Consider the following 16,348-nt stretch of genomic DNA (forward strand, 5'->3'; position numbering starts at 1 on the left):
CAGTTGGACCGGCTCCGTCCGACGTCCGCAACCCAGTCCATGCTTCGGGCATCCGCCCGCGCCACCCCGTCGGAAGACGATGTGGGGCCGTGTGCCACCGCTAAGCGTTAGTCACCCCTCCTCGCCCTTCAACAGTCAGAACCAAAACCCGAACAACCCGCCTTCGTCGTAGGTGTCGTCGAGGCGGGGCTCGATCAGGTGGGAGGAGGGGTCGAAGCCGCCCAGCCGCGCCCGCTCCAGCTTGTCGGAGTTGAACGTCGCGATGTATTGGAGTCCCTCCTCGTCGGCGACCTCCGACGCCAGTGCCAGCGCTTCGGTGACCTGGCGGTCGTCCACCCCGTCGAAGAGATGACTGTCGTGGACGAGGAAATCCGGTCCTCGGCCATGGCGGTGGGCGATGACCGCGGCCGTGAGATCGAGACAGAAGATCACCATCTTATTGATCCCGACGCTGTCCCGGCTGTCGACGTGCGCCGTGATCTCCATGCTGCTCGTGCCGGCCCTGATGGTCAGGTAGGCGTCCCGGTCCTGGCCGTAGAGGCGGCGGGCGAACCGGGAGAACAACCAGGTGGCTTCCCTGGTCTGTTCACCACGCTCCTCGAGGTCGAGTTCCAACGCCTCCTGGAGTTCCACGCGCCTCGCGGTGATCTCCCGCTGGCTGGCTTCCATGAACTGTGCCGTCTCGTGCTGTTTGCGCAGTGCCTCCAGCGCTGCCTGCTTCTGCGCGAGCAGCTGCTGGAGTGCCGTCAGACCATCGAGAGCGCCTCCCTCGCGAAGCGCGGTAAGTGTCTCGGTGAGCTGCTCGCCGAGACGGGCACGCTCACGCTCCGCGAGCCGGGCTTCCGTCTCGGTGGTCTCGTCTGCGAGGTAGCGCCGCCGATTGCGCACGATGGAGGCGTGGAAGCCGCGCACGTCCTCGAAGGTCCGGTGCACCCGGCCGGGGAGAGTGATGCCCAGCTCCTGGTACACCGCGTCCACGTACGCCATGTCCGGATCGTTGGCTTCGTCGACGGCACGACGCAGGTCCGCCAGATTGCGGCGGTCGATGACATCCTGCTCCGGTAGCGAACGAACCCTCTGATCCAGCTCGTCCGCCCGCCGTTGGAGCTCCTCATAGGCCGGCACCACGCGGAACGCGGCGATCTCCCGCCTGAGGCGGTCCACGTCCCCCTCCGCGACAATGATCTTGCCTCGCAGGTCGGCCGTCGTGCCGACGACCTGGTTCCACGTGGGGTCATTCATCGCCGACCGCAGTTGTCTGCGCGTCGCCTCTCGCACGGCGATATCCCGGTAGCCGGAGGCGAGCCGCCAGTCCAGGCCCAGCAGGTACGCGAGATTGGCCGCCGCCTCGGCAGCGGACTGCTGAGGGTAGGTCCGCACCGGATCGTTAAAGGCATGCGAGCCGACGCGGCGCACGAGCAGCGACATCAGAGAGCGCCCGGAGACACCGGGATGGTCGCCCGGCAGCCGGAAGAGGTCCGTTTCGATCCGAGCGGTCCACTCCGGCAATGGCATCTCTCGCGTGAGTCGGATCGCGAAGAGCCCTCCGTCCTCGGCGACACCGGGCAGATCGGTCAGGACGATCCCGGGCTGGGCGCCCCGCCGGCTCACCTGTAGCGGATCGTCCTGCCCGGGCCAGTCCATCGTCAGGGTGAAGAGGGTATTCCGAAGCTTGGGACGGGTGGGGAGGGAGCCTTTGCCTGCCCGGGCCCCCAGGGCGAAGTGCAGCAGCTCCACGAGGCTGGACTTGCCCGTACCGTTACGGCTGTCCGTTCTGGCCGCCCCGGGGTGTGCCTCGGCGAGCAAAAGGTTGAGGCCCGGCCGGAAGTCGACCGTGCGGAACCGCGGATCGTCAGCGCTCAGACGTCGCAGCATCGCCCCTCCTTCTGGCCAGCAGGTCGTTGCGGAACTCGATCACGCCGAGCGCGTACAACACGTCGAGCCCAAGGACGAACCACTGGAAGGAAACCGGCGAATGGTGTCCCAGACGGGTACGCTCCGCACGAAGCCTGGACCACGTCTGCGTCACGGTCATCGGCATGTCCAGCACTCTCGCGATCTGCGCGCCGACGGCCAGCAGGGAGCGATCGGGGGAGATCCCCTTCGTCGGCGTGATCACGTACTGCTCCTGCCCGTCATGTCCGGGACCCATCCGTCCGGCGGCACATCGAAAACGTCGCGCCTCTGGAAGAAGTAGGCGATGACGATCCAGGCGCAGTACATGGAGCTGAGGCTCGGATTCGCATTGCCGAGGATGTATTCCTGCAACGCGCTCCACAGCTTCTCCTGGTCGTCGGTCCTGCCCCTGGCCTGGTCGTAGTACACCCGAAATCCCTGGGCGACCTGATCGGCCTCGTCCGGTACTGCGAGTCCGGCGTAGTAGTCCTGGACAAGGTGGCTGTGCTTGATGCCCTGGATCAGCGCGCCGCGGACGTCGCCCATGAGGCGATTCCACTCAAGCTTGTACTTGTTGACGTCCGGAATGGCGGCGAGCGGCTCCGCCGTGTGCCGTTGCTGGCACAGCTGGGCCAGCAACGCCTCAAGGTCGGTGAGACCGATGCCGTATGTCTTCGCCTGGACGGGAAGCTCACACCCCAGCAGGTCCTCGGCAGCCACCTGGTCAAGCTTCAGGACGTCGGCCCACAGGTGGTGCCAGCCGTAGGGCAGCACCCGGCGCGGGCGCAGCTTCTCCTGCGCCTCGGACATCAGCATGCTCAACTCCGGATGGACGCCTCTGAGGTCGTTGATCGCGAAGCGAAAGGTGTCGAAAGTGTCCGAACGCTTGCCGAGTGCTTTGTCCAGATCGGAGCGGAACTTCGCTTTGACCTTGCTCATGTTCTCGGTCTGCGGCGAGTAGCAGGCCCAGAGCTCTCGCTGCCACAGCAGAAGCCCGTCGGCGCCCATGTCGCCAAGGTTGCCGTGGGTGCGCACCGCCACGAAGTCCGGGTGCACCAGGCTCAGCAGATGATGGATCAGCTGCTCGAAGCGCTCGCCCGGCATGTCGGTGAGCTGGCTGCGTAAGGTGAGGCGCGCGAGCATGCGCTGAGTGAAGTCCACGTGATCGGTTCCCCCGTCGAAGTGATTAGCGCCTGCCGCGCAGCACGCTCAGGGACATGCCTTCGTCCGTACGCCAGGCGTCCCATCCGTTGACCTTGCAGTGGGCCACCGCGTCACATGCACCGGAGGGGGAGCCGCAGACACGGCCGTCGTCCAACTGAAGGCAGCCTTCGGCGGTGACGTGCGCGTGGTACTCCTGCCCGAGATTGCGGCGCCGCCAAGTCAGTCGCTGCCCCGGCTGCAGCTTGCCCGCGTCGATCAGCGGCGCGAGCGCACCGGGCCGGGCTGCAGCCGAATCGAGGGCGAAAAGGCGGCTCAGCACGCTGTTAGGCGTATCGATCAATGGCTGCGCCTCACGCTGAAGGCACTCGAAGACCTCGGCGTCGACAGTGATGGTGTGCGCGGGCATCCGCCCTCCCCCTCGCTCTCTGGTTTTCTCCCTGAGCGGTGCGGAGAAAAAGCCTCGACACTGTAAACTCAGTCAACGGATTCCAGCCTGTGCGGTTTCAGGGGAAGGGCAGGGGTATGCCGCAGATCGCGATCACCAACACCTTCTGGGAGGGCGTGGACCGGCTGGACAAGCCGGCCCGCGCCCGGGTCCACAAGGCGATGGGGAAGTTTCAGCAGATGTCGGTCCATCAGCTCCACTCGGACAAAGGGCTGCATCTGGAGTCCGTGGTCAGCTCACGCGATCCGCGCATGCGTACGATCCGGGTCGACAAAGGGCTGCGCATCGTGTTGCTCGCCCCCGACGACGGCAGCGACCTGTTCGTCTTCGTGCACGTCGTCTCCCACGACAAGGCGTACTCATGGGCCAAGCGGCGCCTCTACACGGTCAACGCGGTCACCCGCTGCCTCGAGGTGCGCGACCTCACCGCCATGGAGCAGATCACCCCGGTCTTCGCTCAGGAGGCCGAGACCGCGCCCCGGCTTCTCTTCGCCGCCTGGTCGGACACCGTGCTCCGCCATCTCGGCATCGACGACGTCACCCTGCGCGCCGCCCGCACCATCACCGGCAGAGCGCAGCTGGACGCCTTCGGGGCGCTGATGCCGGAAGACCAGTTCGAGGCCCTGTGGCTGCTCGCCGAGGGCTTCGACGCCGACGACGTCTACCGCGATCTTGTCACCGCACGGCAGGTCGCAACCGTCGATGAAAGCGACGCAAAGCAGAGCGAGCTGGCGGCCGCCGCCGGCCGTACGCGGAGCCGGATCGCCCTCGTCACCGGGCCCGAGGAGCTCGCCGACACCCTCGCCAAACCCTTCGCCGCCTGGCGCGTCTTCCTCCACCCCGCCCAGCGACGCATCGCCTACCGGCCTGGCTACGCAGGCCCCGCCCAGATCACCGGCGGACCCGGCACCGGCAAGACCGTCGTCGCCCTGCACCGCGTCAAGCACCTCCTCAGTCGCTCGCCCGACACGCGCGTCCTGCTCACCACATACACCAGCGCACTCGCCCGCTCCCTGCGCGCGGGGCTTGCCCTGCTCCTCGACCACGACCAAGCGCTCCTCAACCGGGTGACCGTCACCACGGTCGACGCACTCGCCCGGCGCACCGTGCTGGAGCTGCACGGCAACCCGGACACCGTCCTCGGCGACAAGGACGAGCGGCAGCGCTGGCAGCGCCTGGCCCGCAGACTCCAACTGCCGTGGAGCGATGCCTTCCTGGCTCAGGAGTACCGGCATGTGCTGCTCGCCCATGACCTGCGTACCCCCGAGGAGTACGCCGTCTGCCGACGGCGCGGGCGGGGCAGCGCGCTGGGGCAGTCGCAACGCGAGCGCGTGTGGCAAGCGATGACCCGGTTCGAGGACGAGCTCGCCCGCGACCGGTCCTGCACCTGGCTCCAGCTGTGCGCCCAAGCCGCCCGGCTACTGCACGACAAACCGGGCGAGGGGCCGTCGTACGACCATGTGGTGGTGGACGAGGCACAGGACCTGCACCCCGCCCAGTGGCGCCTGCTGCGAGCCCTGGTCACAGAAGGGCCGGACGACCTGTTCCTCACCGGCGACCCGCACCAGCGGATCTACGACGCCCGGGTCTCCCTCCGCTCGCTCGGCATCTCCGTCACCGGGCGTGGGGCGAGGCTGCGCCTCAGCTACCGCTCCACCGAGGAGATCCTGCGCTGGTCGCGGGCGCTACTCGACGGCGAACCGGTGACCGACCTGACCGGCGACGAGCCGGACTCGCTGTCCGGCTACCGGTCCCTGCTGCACGGGGAGCAGCCCGTGTGCGAGGGGCACGGGACTGAGGCAGCCGAGGTCGACGCTGTCGTCCGCCGGGTACGCGACTGGGTGGCAGCCGGGGTCGCACCATCGGAGATTGCGGTCTGCGCCCGGTTCCACACGCAGACCGCGTGGATAGGGGTGCGGCTCGCCGAGGCCGGGCTGCCTGTCGTACGGGTCAAGGACGGGGAACCCGACGACACGGCCGGGGTGCGGCTTTCGAGCCTGCACAGCCTGAAGGGACTGGAGTTTCGCTGCGTGGCCGTGGCCGGGGTTACGGCCTCCGCTTTCCCGTTCCAGAAGGCGGTGACGCCGGCCGAGGTCGACCCAGTCCAGCACTCGACGGACCTCGCCAACGAACGGTGTCTGCTGTTCGTGGCGTGCACCCGTGCCAGGGAGGCACTGTACGTGTCGTACAGCGGGCGGCCGAGCACATTCCTCTGTGAACAAAGTCAATGCTCGTAGTAGCCTGGCAGGCGCGGGGAGGAAGGGTGGCTTGATCAAGCACCCACAGTTGGGGGAAAGTCTTCGTTCAATCAGAAACGCCCTGGGAGTGCAGATGTCCACGTCGAGTGCCGTACCGGTGACCTTGGCGGAAATCGCCCGTCTCGCGGGCGTAGGGCGAGCAGCAGTGAGCAACTGGCGGCGGCGGCATCCGTCCTTCCCCGAGCGGATCGCCGGCACCGACGTCAACCCTCAGTTCTCCATGACCGACATCGAGAACTGGCTGCGCAACAACAAGAAGCTCAAGAAATCCGCCGAGCGGGAATGGCTCTGGCCCCGCTTCGAGGCGCTCGGTGGGCGCGACGAGACCGGGGCCGCCATCGCAGAGGCAGGGCGACTCCTCTCCAGCCGGGAAATCGAGGAAGGCGATGAGCTCCCGGACGAGACGCGGGCGCTGATCGAACGGGCTGTGGACCTCGGGCGGCGCGAAGGAGGCGCGCAGACCTTCGCGTTCTTGCTGCGCCGGTGGCTTGACGTCCATGTGCGCCAGATCGCCACCACCCCGGAGCCGCTGGCTGCACTCATGGCGGACCTCGCCCTCGGTGCGGCCGACCGCGCGGGCGGGACCACGGTCATGGACCCGGCCTGCGGCACCGGGCACCTTCTCGCGGCCGCGGCCGAAGCGGTGAAGGAGTCCGGTCCCGGGGCGGTCACCGTGCTCGGCAGCGACCGCGACCCCGTCCTCGCCGCACTGGCGGACGCCCGCCTGTGCCTCGCCGAGGGTAAGAGGGAAGGCGAGCGGACGCGCATCGACGTACGGGCGGGAGACTCCCTACGCGACGATCCCTTCGCCGGCACGCCCGCCGACATCGTCCTGTGCAACCCGCCCTTCAACGAACGGGACTGGGGGTACGAGGAGCTGGCCACCGACGCCCGCTGGAGCCACGGGCTACCCCCGCGCACCGAGCCCGAACTCGCCTGGGTTCAGCACTGCCTGGCCCAGCTGCGTCCTGGCGGCGCCGCCGTGCTGCTGCTGCCGCCTGCCGTGGCGGCCAGGAAGGCCGGCCGGCGCATCCGCGGCTCGCTGCTGCGCACCGGCCATCTGCGGGCCGTCGTGGCACTGCCGCCGGGATGCGCGGCGCCGCACAGCGTCTCCCTGCACCTGTGGGTGCTGCGGACGCCCGTACCCGGAGAGGAGGCGCGGGTGGGCGGACGGCTCCTGGTCGCCGACGCCGCGTCACGCTTCCCCCGGCCGTCGGCACGGGAGTGGGCCCCCGACTGGGCAGCGATCGGCACCTTCGTACGCGAGGCCGCCGAGGAGGCTGACTCCCCGCAGGCACCCGCCCATGTACGGCAGGTGCCCATCATCGACCTCCTCGACGACGAGGTCGACCTCACCCCAGGACGTCACATCGTTCCGTCCCCGGTGGACGCCGCGCCCCGACTAGCCGAATCCTGGAGGACGTTCACCGAGCTCACCACGAGTGTGGGCAAGTCGGGCCGGATGCTCGCGGCGCTCGATCTCGCCGCAGCCACTGCGGACACTCCGACGGCGACCACGGTCGCCGAACTGGCCCGGGCCGGGGCTCTCACCCTCCGTGGCGGGCAACAACCGCCGGACGAGTCGATCCGCACCGGCCCGTCGTCCGACGACGACATCCCGCTGCTCACCGTCCCCGACCTGCTGGTGGACGGCGAACCGCGAGGCTGGCTCGCGCCCGACGACCCGGCGGCCCGCGAGGCCGTGATCGCCGAACCCGGGGACGTCGTGGTGGTGGGGGTTGCCCGCGCATTCTCCGCCTGGGTCCACGAGGAGCCACCGACCGCCCTCGGCCCACAACTGCACGCCGTGCGGGTGCAGCCCGAGCAGTTGGATGCCTGGTTCCTCGCCGGTTCGCTCCGGGCCCCGGCCAACGCCCGGCAGGCCGGCACACACACGACGAGCTCTTCCCGCATCGACGTCCGCCGCCTCCAGGTCCGCCAGGTACCCCTTGGCGAACAGCAGCGCTACGGCGAGGTATTCCGCGAACTGGCCTCCTTCGAGCGGATGGTGCGCCGCGCGGCCGACCTCGGCGCGGATCTCGTCCGCGACCTCGGCGACGAACTGGCGGCCGGACGTCTGGCAGGCAGGACATAGGGGACGGATCCGCCGCCTGACCGCACATGCACTGCTGGTGCCACCTGTGGTCACGCCTCCATGTCCGTGGGATCAGCGAGCCGGGCCGTGAGCTGGGCGTCAACCCCACGTCGTACGGCCTCGACCCGTGCCCCGAATTCAGGCGGCAGGCCCGCAGCCGCGCGTCCCGCCGTGTCGACCGCGGTGATCGCGGCCTCCAGTTCACCGAAGGCGAGACGGCATTCGGCGAGGCGGAGCCGGATCACCGTGCGTTCGGCCCGCTCGGCCGGACCGTCCCCGTGGATGAGGTCGTTGCCGATTCCCCGGTAGAGGCGGGCCGCGGAGCCGAAGTCACCGGCGAGGCGGAGTCCATCCGCCGCTCCCTGCCACACGCGGCGCACCAGGGGGCGGCGCTCGCCCCACTCCTGGCGGACCCGCACCGTCAGCCCGCGCAGGCGGTCGGCCGCCTCGCCCGGTTCCCCGGACTCGATCTCCGACTCGGCCTGCACACAGAGTCGTTCAACCGTGCGAGCATCGAGCCACTCTTCCTCGACCGGCGCAGATGCGGTAGGCGGGGCGACGAGGGCGGGGCGCGGCCGTGGACCCCTGTCCGATGGCCGGCGCAAGGGGGCCGTGGGGTCGGGGCGGGTGCGCGGCCGGGGCGCGGGGTCACCGGGCCGGGGCCCGAACGGGGCCAGGACTTCCAGGACCTCGTCGACGGACGGGCGCCGCTCGGGCTTCTTGGCGAGCATCCGCACCACCAGGTCGTCGATCGCCTCGGGGATGCCCGCGGCGTATACGCTCGGCGGCAGCGGTTCCTCGTGGAGATGTTTGTCGGTCAGACCGGAGTCTGCGCCGAGCGGGAACGGTGGGCGCCCGGTGAGGAGTTCATAGAAGATGCAGCCGAAGCAGTACACGTCCGTACGCGTAGTGGGCTCCCGTTCCAGGAGCTGCTCGGGCGCCAGATAGCCGCGGGTGCCCAGCGTCGAACCGTGGGCCGTATAGCGCGTGGCGTCGGCGCGCAGCGGCTTGGCGATGCCGAAGTCGATGAGGAGGACTGCCCCCTCGTCGTCGATCATGATATTCGCCGGCTTGAGATCTCGGTGCACCACAGGAAGGGTGTGCGCGCAGGCCAACGCCTCGGCCACCTGCACGGCGACGGCAACCGCCGCAGCCAGGGGCAGAGGATTGTGCTCGTCAAGGTAGGTCCGCAGACTCACCCCGGACACCAGACGCATGGCGATGTACGGCATACCCTGATGCGAGCCACTCCCGTACAGCTCCGTGATGCCCGGATGGTCGAGTGTACCCAAGAGGCCGGCCTCGCGCCGGAACCGCGCGTTTCTGACGGTGAGTTCGGCCTCACGCTCGTGCGGGTCGAGGCAGTACAGGGCCTCGGAATCATGGCGCAGGAACTTCACCGCCACCTCCCGACCGCCGGACACCTCACGGGCCCGCCAGACGTGGGCCATCCCGCCTTTGCCGAGCGAGTCCTTCAGCTCGTAGCGCCCGTCAATCAGATCACCCGCGCCGGGCTTGTACGTATCCGCGTCCACCGCCGTGCCCCTTCACACTCCTGCGCCATCAGGCACACCAGAGTAGCGTGAAGGGATCATTACGCAGGATATCCATGGACTAAGTTTACAACTCTATGGCATGCTCGGTTGTACCCGGATCTCCTCGGAGTTACGTCGGTTCCGGGCCCTCCTGCCCATGCCGCCCTCCACGGGGGTCACCATGCAGAATTCATCGGGCGTCACCGGCCACGACTGGCTGATCAAGGCGAGCCCGCGGATGGCCCGGCCCGACGCCGCGGCTTGCCCGACCCACCGGCGCACCGCGATGCGGCCCCTGCTCATCGCCGAGCCACCCGTGCCGTTTCGCCCCGACCCACGCGAGCAATTCGCGTTCGGGCCGCTCTTCACGGCCCTCGACCTCTGGGAACACGAGAACTGGCCCGTCGAGCGGGTGCGCGAGGAACTCCGCAGCACCCGCGGCCCCTTCCGCGGGCGGGGCGCACCGGTCCACCCTGCCCACCTGGCCTGGACCGCCCACGCCCTGGAGCGCTACGTGACCGCACGCACCCGGGAACAGGCCGCCGCGATCAAGGTCGGGCTGCCCCCGACCACACCGGTCGAGCAGCCGTGGACGTGGCGCACCCGCCGCACGGACGCCCCCGATTCGCGCGGCGTCCGGCAGTACGAGCACACCCTCTGGGGCCGCATGTACACCTCCACCGACGGAACGGTGCGCGACCTGTGGCTTCCCTCCATGGGCCGGGCCAAGACCGGCCGCCCCGACGCGGAACTCGCGGCGGTGGCCCAGGTGATGGCGCACGGCGCGCCCACACCCCGGCGCAAGGCGCGCACCGAGCCCCCGCCCATCGCGACCAACAGCACGCGCTTACCGGGTCTGGTCCGCGTCTTCGACATCGGATGCGCCGACGGCTCCGTGGTGAGGCTGCTCTCCGAAGGTCCCACCGAGGCGAAGCAGCGGTTCGCGAACGACGCGGCGCCCGTCTTCCTCGCCGCCGCGACCGGAACCGGCGCACAGCCCGGCGAGAGCTGTGTCGACTGCAAGGCCATCGCCGGCTGTACGGACCTGAAGCGTGCTCCACAGCTGTGGGGCGGGCAGCCCTCAACCCTCGTACGCAAACGACGCTCCATCTCCGCCTGGGACCTGCGTCTGCATGCCGAATGCCCCGCCCAGTACCACCTGGTGCGGCGGCTGCACCTCAACGACCTGTCCACCGAGGACCGGGGAGCGCAGCGCGGCCGAGCCGTCGACGCCTGGCTCAACGCACAACACGCCCAACGCCCGGTACGTGGCTGCCAGGACCGCGAGGTCCCTGATCTGGCCGCGATACGCGCCAGGACCGGACTCGACGACTCATCCGCACATGAGGCCGCGGGAATGCTCGCCGAACACCGGTTACTGTGTCCGCTCAACGGTCTTGGCGCCGACGAGAAAGTGCTCGCACAACATCGGGTGACGGCCTACGTGCCCGAACTCGACATCGTCGTCCTCGCCGTACCCGATCTGGTGTACACCCATCGCAGCCGGTGGATCTGGCGCGAGACCAAGACGTCTGCCCGCCCTCTGTGGGAACGACAGTCCTTGCTCCGCACGTACCCTCAACTCGCCCTGGCTGTACTGCTGTTCCACGCCGGAGCACTCGGGAACGACCCGCGTCGGTCCTGGGTCGAACTGGAGCATCTACGCGAGGGCCACGGCGAGAGCCGGCTCGAAACCATCGACCCCGGACGCGCCGAGAACATCGACGAAGCCCGGACCGTCATCGCCGAACTAGCCCAGCCGCTCCTGGACGACACCGCGTACGAGCCGAGGACCGGACGCCACTGCCACGGCTGCCAGGCACAGGCCTGGTGCCGCCCCGGCACCGCCTACGTCACCGACCATCCGCGCCCGGGAAGCCCTGAAGCGCAGACCGCGGCGCGAGGAGACATCCCGGCCCATGACTGACCAACAGCTCGTACCGGACTGGCTCTCCAACCCCGACGTCGTGCTCCTGCGAGACGTCGCCACCGCCGTCCTGCACCTGGCAGCTGTCGACCGCCTCGACTCCTTCACCCTGCCCTACCCGGCCACCGCGCAGCGGGCCTTGGACGCCCTGGTGCTCCAGTGCCTGCGCAACGGGGCCAAGCCCCCGGCCGGGGTGCCCGAGATGATGCGGTGGGCCGGCGCCCGTCCCCTGGGCAGTTGGCCCCTCGACCGACTGCCCACCGACCTGTTCGACATCGCCGACCGGCTGATCAACGAGGACTCGGGAGAGCCGACACAGCTCTGCCACGAACTCGCCGTAAGGGGATATGGCGACAGCACCGGACGGCAGTACGACCGCTTGGTGATCCACGAGGCCCTTCGCGCCTGCCGCGCCATGTCGTCGCCCGAGTCGTACGCGGCCTTCCGCCGTCTCCTCGTCACCCGGCCTGTTCTCACCCAGGCGGACTGGGCCGAGGTCAGCAGCGATCTCTTCCTCGACCCCGTCCGCTTCCTCATCGAGGAGATCTACGCCCCCGTCCCCCTCGGGTTCCGGCGGGGTGGCTCATACCTGTGCTGCCACCGCTGCCTGACACTGCTCCACCCGGTGTCCGACACCGAGTGGTGGTGCGAGCGCGATCAGTGCCGGCACCGGGGCCCCGCGCCGCGCGGCCGGGAACTCGTCGCGTCAGAGATAGGGGACCTGCGTCAGCTGCGCAAGCCGCTGCGACAGTTCGTCACGGGACCCGGGCAGGCCGAAACCTCGCTGGAGATTGAGCTGCGCGCCCTGGGGCTCACCGTCGAGATGTGGCCCGGATTCGACGCGTACGACCTGCGCGTCACCTTCCCTGATGGATACGTGTGGGCCGTCGACGTGAAGGACTGGGCACACCCCGCCTTCCTGGGGCGTTCTGCGACCGCTGTCCGCGCCGAACCCCCGTACGACGAAGCATGTTGGGTCGTGCCGGGCTTCAGGGTGCGCGCACGCCGCGACTACCTCGACATCTACACCAAGGAGCGGGGCGAGGGCGCGGGCGGGCTACGTCTGCTGACGGACGACCAGCTGAAGAGGGCCGCGCGGCTTCGGCTGTCCGGCGAACGCGGGCCGGACGCGACCATCGGGCCCCTCCACACCGACCGGACCATGCCACCGGGAAACGACCGGGTGGCCGTGCATACGGCGTCACCCCCGTCCGGAGAACATGCGGCGCCGACGGACGGCACCGGGAAGAACGGAGCGGAGCATGCGTGACCGCAGCAGCTGGTACCAGCCGGTCGTCACCGCACTGGGCCCGTGGCCCGAAGAGCACGCCGGGACCCGGCCCGCCCTGCTCTGCCAGGTCGAACTCGCCCTCCGGATGATGGAGACCGTTGCGCCCGGCCACTCCGCCGACGGAGCGTGGACGCTCCTCGGCGGCTACGGTCTCCACTTCGTGCGGGCCGCGAAGCTCCCCACCGGCACGGCCGAACAGGTCGCACTGACCGCGGCCCGGCACCTGCTCTGGCCGATGCGCCGCGGCCGGATGTGGCGGCAGAGCCTGGATGCCTACCTGGAACTGCCCGAACGGCTGCGCGCGTACCGTGTCCCGGCGGCCGGGGAGCCCGCTCATCAGGTCCCCCTGAAGGTGGCCGCCGACCGCTTCGCCACCTACGACGATGCGCTCGCGAACCTCCCTGACTTCTCCACCAAGCCGCTTCCCCGGGCGGAGGCCGGCGAACACCGCTTCATGGATCGCCGGCACCGGCGTACCTCCGTCACCATCCCCGCCGACCTCGTCCGGGACCCCATGCCCGGTCATCCCCTCACCGCCGATCGCCCGGCCACCGCAAGCCCGCTCGATGTACCGCTCGGCGAACTCGCCGACGTGGCCCGGTGGATGGACGAGGAGGAACAGCGGCGCGGACTGAAGGCGGGAAACTGGGCGCAGCGCCTCGACCACCTCGACCTCGACACCCGTACGCCGGACGAGACAGCTTTCGAAGCAGCATCTGTCCTGCCGCTCGACCGGCTCACCCACCTCGTCGGCATGGTCGGCGCCGGCAAGTCGACTCTGATGACGCTGCTCGCCGTCTGGGCGCACCAGAACGGCCTGCGCATCACGCTCGTCGTCGGCGATGTGGCCGAACAGCTGGCCCTGACCGAACTGTTCCGCGCACTCGGCCTGAGTGCTGCTCCGGTTCAGGGCGGCACGACGCGGCCCCAGCACACCCAGCGGCTGCACCGCCGGCTCGCCGCACGCGGAGCGCACTCGCTGCTGGCCCATACCGACCCCGTCTTCACCCACCTCAGCACCGCCTGCCCGCTGGACGCCCTACGCGCACTCGACACGTCGGAGCCGCTGCGCTACGCCGACGCGCCGTGCGGCGCCCTCCACCCCGCACGGCGCCAGGAGACCGCTGAGGAACCGGCGGCCGAGCGCGCCGTACGCAAGCTCGAAAGCGCTCGAGGAGTTCCGGGGAGAGAGGCAATCGCGGATGACACCGACGAGGAGGAGATGGGCTCTCCGCACGCCTGCCCCCTGTGGAGCGTCTGCCCCCGGCACTCCTCCGCGCGCGACCTCGTGGATGCGCTGATCTGGGTGGCCAACCCCGCCAGCCTTGTCCAGACCGCGGTGCCGCGCCAGCTCAACGCCGAGCGGCTGCGGTATCTGGAACTGGCCTGCCTGCGCAGCGACATCGTGATCGTCGACGAGGCCGACCGCGTACAGATGCAGCTCGACCAGATGTTCGCGCCGTCGGCCACGCTCGTTACCACCGGTGTCTCCGACTCCTGGCTGGACCAATTGCAGACCCACGAGATCGCCGAACTCTCCCGGCAGGGACGACTGCAACTCTCCGACCAGGACGTGGAACGGTGGTCCGCCGCCTTGGACGTCGTCGGATCCGCCGCAGACCGGCTGTACGCCATGCTCATCGACGACGAAGGGCTACGGAACTGGGCACAGATCGACTACTTCAGCGCGTGGACGCTTCAGGAAAAGCTGCTGCACGCCTGGTACCCGCCGGCGCAAGGCCGGGCCACGGGGCGACCGGACAGCACGGGCGAAGAGGACGTCGAGGACGAGAGCACGCTGTACGAAGACGAGGACGGTCCCACGAACGACGGCAATGCCTCTGCGCAGAAGGCTCCCTGGGCGGAGCGCCGCGCCGAGATCACCGGGTTCTTCGACACCTTCCGCGACGATCCGCTCGGCGGGCGCGGCCCCTACCTGACCCCCGCTGACGAGCTGACCGCTCTCGCCCACGACGTCCTGCACACCCTCGACGAGAAGCGGACGCGACGCCGCGTCCGGGCGCTCCTCGACTCGTTCCTCGTCGGAGCACCGGGGCCGGATCAACGCCCTTCACCCGTCATCAAGCGCGGCAAGGGACCGGCGCCCGAGGACGTTCCCCTCACCGAAGAGTGGCGTGACCTCAACGCGCGTCGCCTGGAGTTCACCCTTGCCCTCGCCGCCCTGCATCAGCGCCTGGACCGGGTGACGTTCCTGTGGCCCCAGGTTGAGGCCGCGCTGCGGCTCGACTCGGCAAGCCACGAACTGACCCGCCGCCCGCCCCTCGACTACGCGCCGTTGCTCCCCGAAGCGCCCATGGGCAACGTCCTCGGATTCCAGTACCTGGTGGACGAACGGGCCGCCGCCCGCAACAAGGACGGACACCGCACCGGCACCCTGCGCTTCTTCCGCTGCGCGGGCGTGGGCCGCGAACTGCTCCTCAACCTTCCCCAGCTCGGCGCCGACCTCGGCCGGGGGCAGGCCGGCCCGCACGTCCTGCTCATGTCGGGCACCAGTTGGGCCGGCACCTCCACCCGAGCCCACGTCCTCGCCCCCGTCCGCGCGGTGCTCAAACCGCAGAGCAAGGCGCTGCGCTCCATCCGGGAAACCGTGTTCCGCACCGAGTTCCTCTACGACGCAGCCGGGCAGCCGATCCGGCTCTCCGGGCAAGACCCCGACAAGCGCGAGGACGTCCTGCGCCTGATGATCGACCGGCTGGCCCGGCCCCGGGGCGACGGAAGCGCCTCCCCGCTGCAGAGCGAACTCGCCCAGATTCCCGACCAGCGCCGCAAGCGCGCCCTGCTCCTGGTGGGCAGCTACGCGGAGGCCAAGGTGGCCGCCGCCGCCCTGGACGAGATCCCACGCTGGCGCGGCCGAGTACGCGTCCTGGCTGCCGACGACGCCGAACTGGAGACCGCCATCGACGGCGCAACACCGGCGGGGACTCAGGCGCCGAGTGCGGGAGCGGTGCGGCGCGGAGACCTCGCCTCCTTCGCTGACGACCCGGATGCCGAACTGCTCGTGGCCCCCCTGCTCGCCGTGGAGCGAGGGCACAACATCCTGACCACCCCCCAGCGGCCCGGCGAGGAGAGAGTGGCGGCGTTCGGGACGGTGTTCTTCATGGTTCGCCCACACCCCCGACCCGACGACCTCTCCCTGGCCGTCTTCGCCATCAACGACTGGGCAACTCGCTTCGTACGCGGTCAGCTGAGGAGTCCAGAAGGGACGTTCAGCGACATGGTGGCCGAGGCCGACAGCCTGTATGTGGCCGGCAGCACCTTCAGGACCACTGCGCGCCGCGTATGGCGGCACGTCCTGTCACGGCCCTACATCTACTCCTCGCTCTCCGACGACGAGAAGAAGTCCTTCGCCTGGGACCAGCTCGTCACCATCTGGCAGGTCATCGGACGCCTCGTCCGCGGCGGCGTCCCCGCCCGCGTCGTGTTCGTCGACGCCGCCTTCGCACCGCAGCTCGCGGCCGCACAGGCACCCGTTATCGGGCGAGAACGGCGTCCGCGCCGCGCCGGCGACCCGGGACTGCTCGTGCGGCTGCGGGACGTCCTCGCCCCGTATTTCGCGGATACCGACACCGCTGCCGTCGGCACGTACCCCGACCCTGCTGACAGCGAACTCGTCAAGCTGCTCTACCGCCCGCTGTACGAGGCACTGTGCGCCATGGGGGCGCCGCCCGGCCCGTGAGGCGCCGGCTGAGGCTCCTCAACGTCCTCCAGGTTCAGGA

At 69.6% G+C, this 16,348-nt stretch carries 10 protein-coding genes; 5 read left to right on the top strand and 5 right to left on the bottom strand.

Annotated elements, in window-relative coordinates:
- Window positions 1-135: 135 nt before the first annotated feature.
- Genes HN013_RS02780 through HN013_RS02795 form a run of 4 tightly spaced genes read right to left on the bottom strand, consistent with a single transcriptional unit; the run spans window position 136 to window position 3,466 of the window.
- On the bottom strand, window positions 136-1,875 hold the full coding sequence (locus HN013_RS02780) for an ABC-three component system protein (RefSeq protein WP_171162541.1): 1,740 nt from the start codon (window positions 1,873-1,875) through the stop codon (window positions 136-138).
- Window positions 1,853-2,119 (bottom strand): ABC-three component system middle component 6, encoded by a 267-nt coding sequence (locus HN013_RS02785; RefSeq protein WP_171162543.1) that lies wholly within the window; start codon window positions 2,117-2,119, stop codon window positions 1,853-1,855. The genes HN013_RS02780 and HN013_RS02785 overlap by 23 nt, the downstream gene beginning before the upstream one ends.
- Complete coding sequence (locus tag HN013_RS02790; protein WP_171162545.1) at window positions 2,116-3,057, bottom strand: ABC-three component system protein; 942 nt, start codon at window positions 3,055-3,057, stop codon at window positions 2,116-2,118. Before HN013_RS02790 ends, HN013_RS02785 begins: the two co-directional genes overlap by 4 nt.
- A gap of 25 nt (window positions 3,058-3,082) precedes the next feature.
- The gene (locus HN013_RS02795) at window positions 3,083-3,466 is read right to left on the bottom strand and encodes a DUF4357 domain-containing protein (RefSeq protein WP_171162546.1); all 384 of its coding nucleotides are present in this window, start codon (window positions 3,464-3,466) and stop codon (window positions 3,083-3,085) included.
- A gap of 116 nt (window positions 3,467-3,582) precedes the next feature.
- Here HN013_RS02795 and HN013_RS02800 point away from each other — a divergent pair, with 116 nt between their 5' ends.
- Both HN013_RS02800 and HN013_RS02805 read left to right on the top strand, forming a co-directional pair.
- Window positions 3,583-5,742 carry a UvrD-helicase domain-containing protein gene (locus tag HN013_RS02800; RefSeq protein ID WP_171162548.1) on the top strand — a complete coding sequence of 720 codons (2,160 nt, stop codon included), beginning with the start codon at window positions 3,583-3,585 and terminating at the stop codon, window positions 5,740-5,742.
- A gap of 94 nt (window positions 5,743-5,836) precedes the next feature.
- Complete coding sequence (locus HN013_RS02805) at window positions 5,837-7,858, top strand: N-6 DNA methylase (RefSeq protein ID WP_171162550.1); 2,022 nt, start codon at window positions 5,837-5,839, stop codon at window positions 7,856-7,858.
- Window positions 7,859-7,908: 50 nt separating this feature from the next.
- Here the strand turns inward: HN013_RS02805 and HN013_RS02810 are convergent, their stop codons facing one another.
- Window positions 7,909-9,393 carry a serine/threonine-protein kinase gene (locus tag HN013_RS02810; protein WP_171162552.1) on the bottom strand — a complete coding sequence of 495 codons (1,485 nt, stop codon included), beginning with the start codon at window positions 9,391-9,393 and terminating at the stop codon, window positions 7,909-7,911.
- A gap of 181 nt (window positions 9,394-9,574) precedes the next feature.
- Between HN013_RS02810 and HN013_RS02815 the strand changes: the two genes are divergently transcribed.
- The 3 genes from HN013_RS02815 to HN013_RS02825 are packed head-to-tail and all read left to right on the top strand — an operon-like array spanning window position 9,575 to window position 16,308.
- Entirely contained in the window at window positions 9,575-11,320 is a 1,746-nt protein-coding gene (locus HN013_RS02815) for a PD-(D/E)XK nuclease family protein (RefSeq protein WP_249374674.1), read from the top strand.
- Window positions 11,313-12,590 (top strand): hypothetical protein, encoded by a 1,278-nt coding sequence (locus HN013_RS02820; RefSeq protein WP_171162554.1) that lies wholly within the window; start codon window positions 11,313-11,315, stop codon window positions 12,588-12,590. The genes HN013_RS02815 and HN013_RS02820 overlap by 8 nt, the downstream gene beginning before the upstream one ends.
- Complete coding sequence (locus HN013_RS02825) at window positions 12,583-16,308, top strand: hypothetical protein (protein WP_171162556.1); 3,726 nt, start codon at window positions 12,583-12,585, stop codon at window positions 16,306-16,308. Before HN013_RS02820 ends, HN013_RS02825 begins: the two co-directional genes overlap by 8 nt.
- The last annotated feature ends 40 nt before the right edge of the window (window positions 16,309-16,348 follow it).

The organism is Streptomyces sp. I05A-00742, from assembly GCF_013055795.1.
Taxonomy (GTDB): Bacteria; Actinomycetota; Actinomycetes; order Streptomycetales; family Streptomycetaceae; genus Streptomyces.

Excerpts from the sequence above, each read along its gene's own strand:
- HN013_RS02780 (WP_171162541.1), bottom strand. The coding sequence starts at position 1,875 with ATGCTGCGACGTCTGAGCGCTGACGATCCGCGGTTCCGCACGGTCGAC.
- HN013_RS02795 (WP_171162546.1), bottom strand. The coding sequence starts at position 3,466 with ATGCCCGCGCACACCATCACTGTCGACGCCGAGGTCTTCGAGTGCCTT.
- HN013_RS02800 (WP_171162548.1), top strand. The coding sequence starts at position 3,583 with ATGCCGCAGATCGCGATCACCAACACCTTCTGGGAGGGCGTGGACCGG.
- HN013_RS02805 (WP_171162550.1), top strand. The coding sequence starts at position 5,837 with ATGTCCACGTCGAGTGCCGTACCGGTGACCTTGGCGGAAATCGCCCGT.
- HN013_RS02815 (WP_249374674.1), top strand. The coding sequence starts at position 9,575 with ATGCAGAATTCATCGGGCGTCACCGGCCACGACTGGCTGATCAAGGCG.
- HN013_RS02820 (WP_171162554.1), top strand. The coding sequence starts at position 11,313 with ATGACTGACCAACAGCTCGTACCGGACTGGCTCTCCAACCCCGACGTC.
- HN013_RS02825 (WP_171162556.1), top strand. The coding sequence starts at position 12,583 with ATGCGTGACCGCAGCAGCTGGTACCAGCCGGTCGTCACCGCACTGGGC.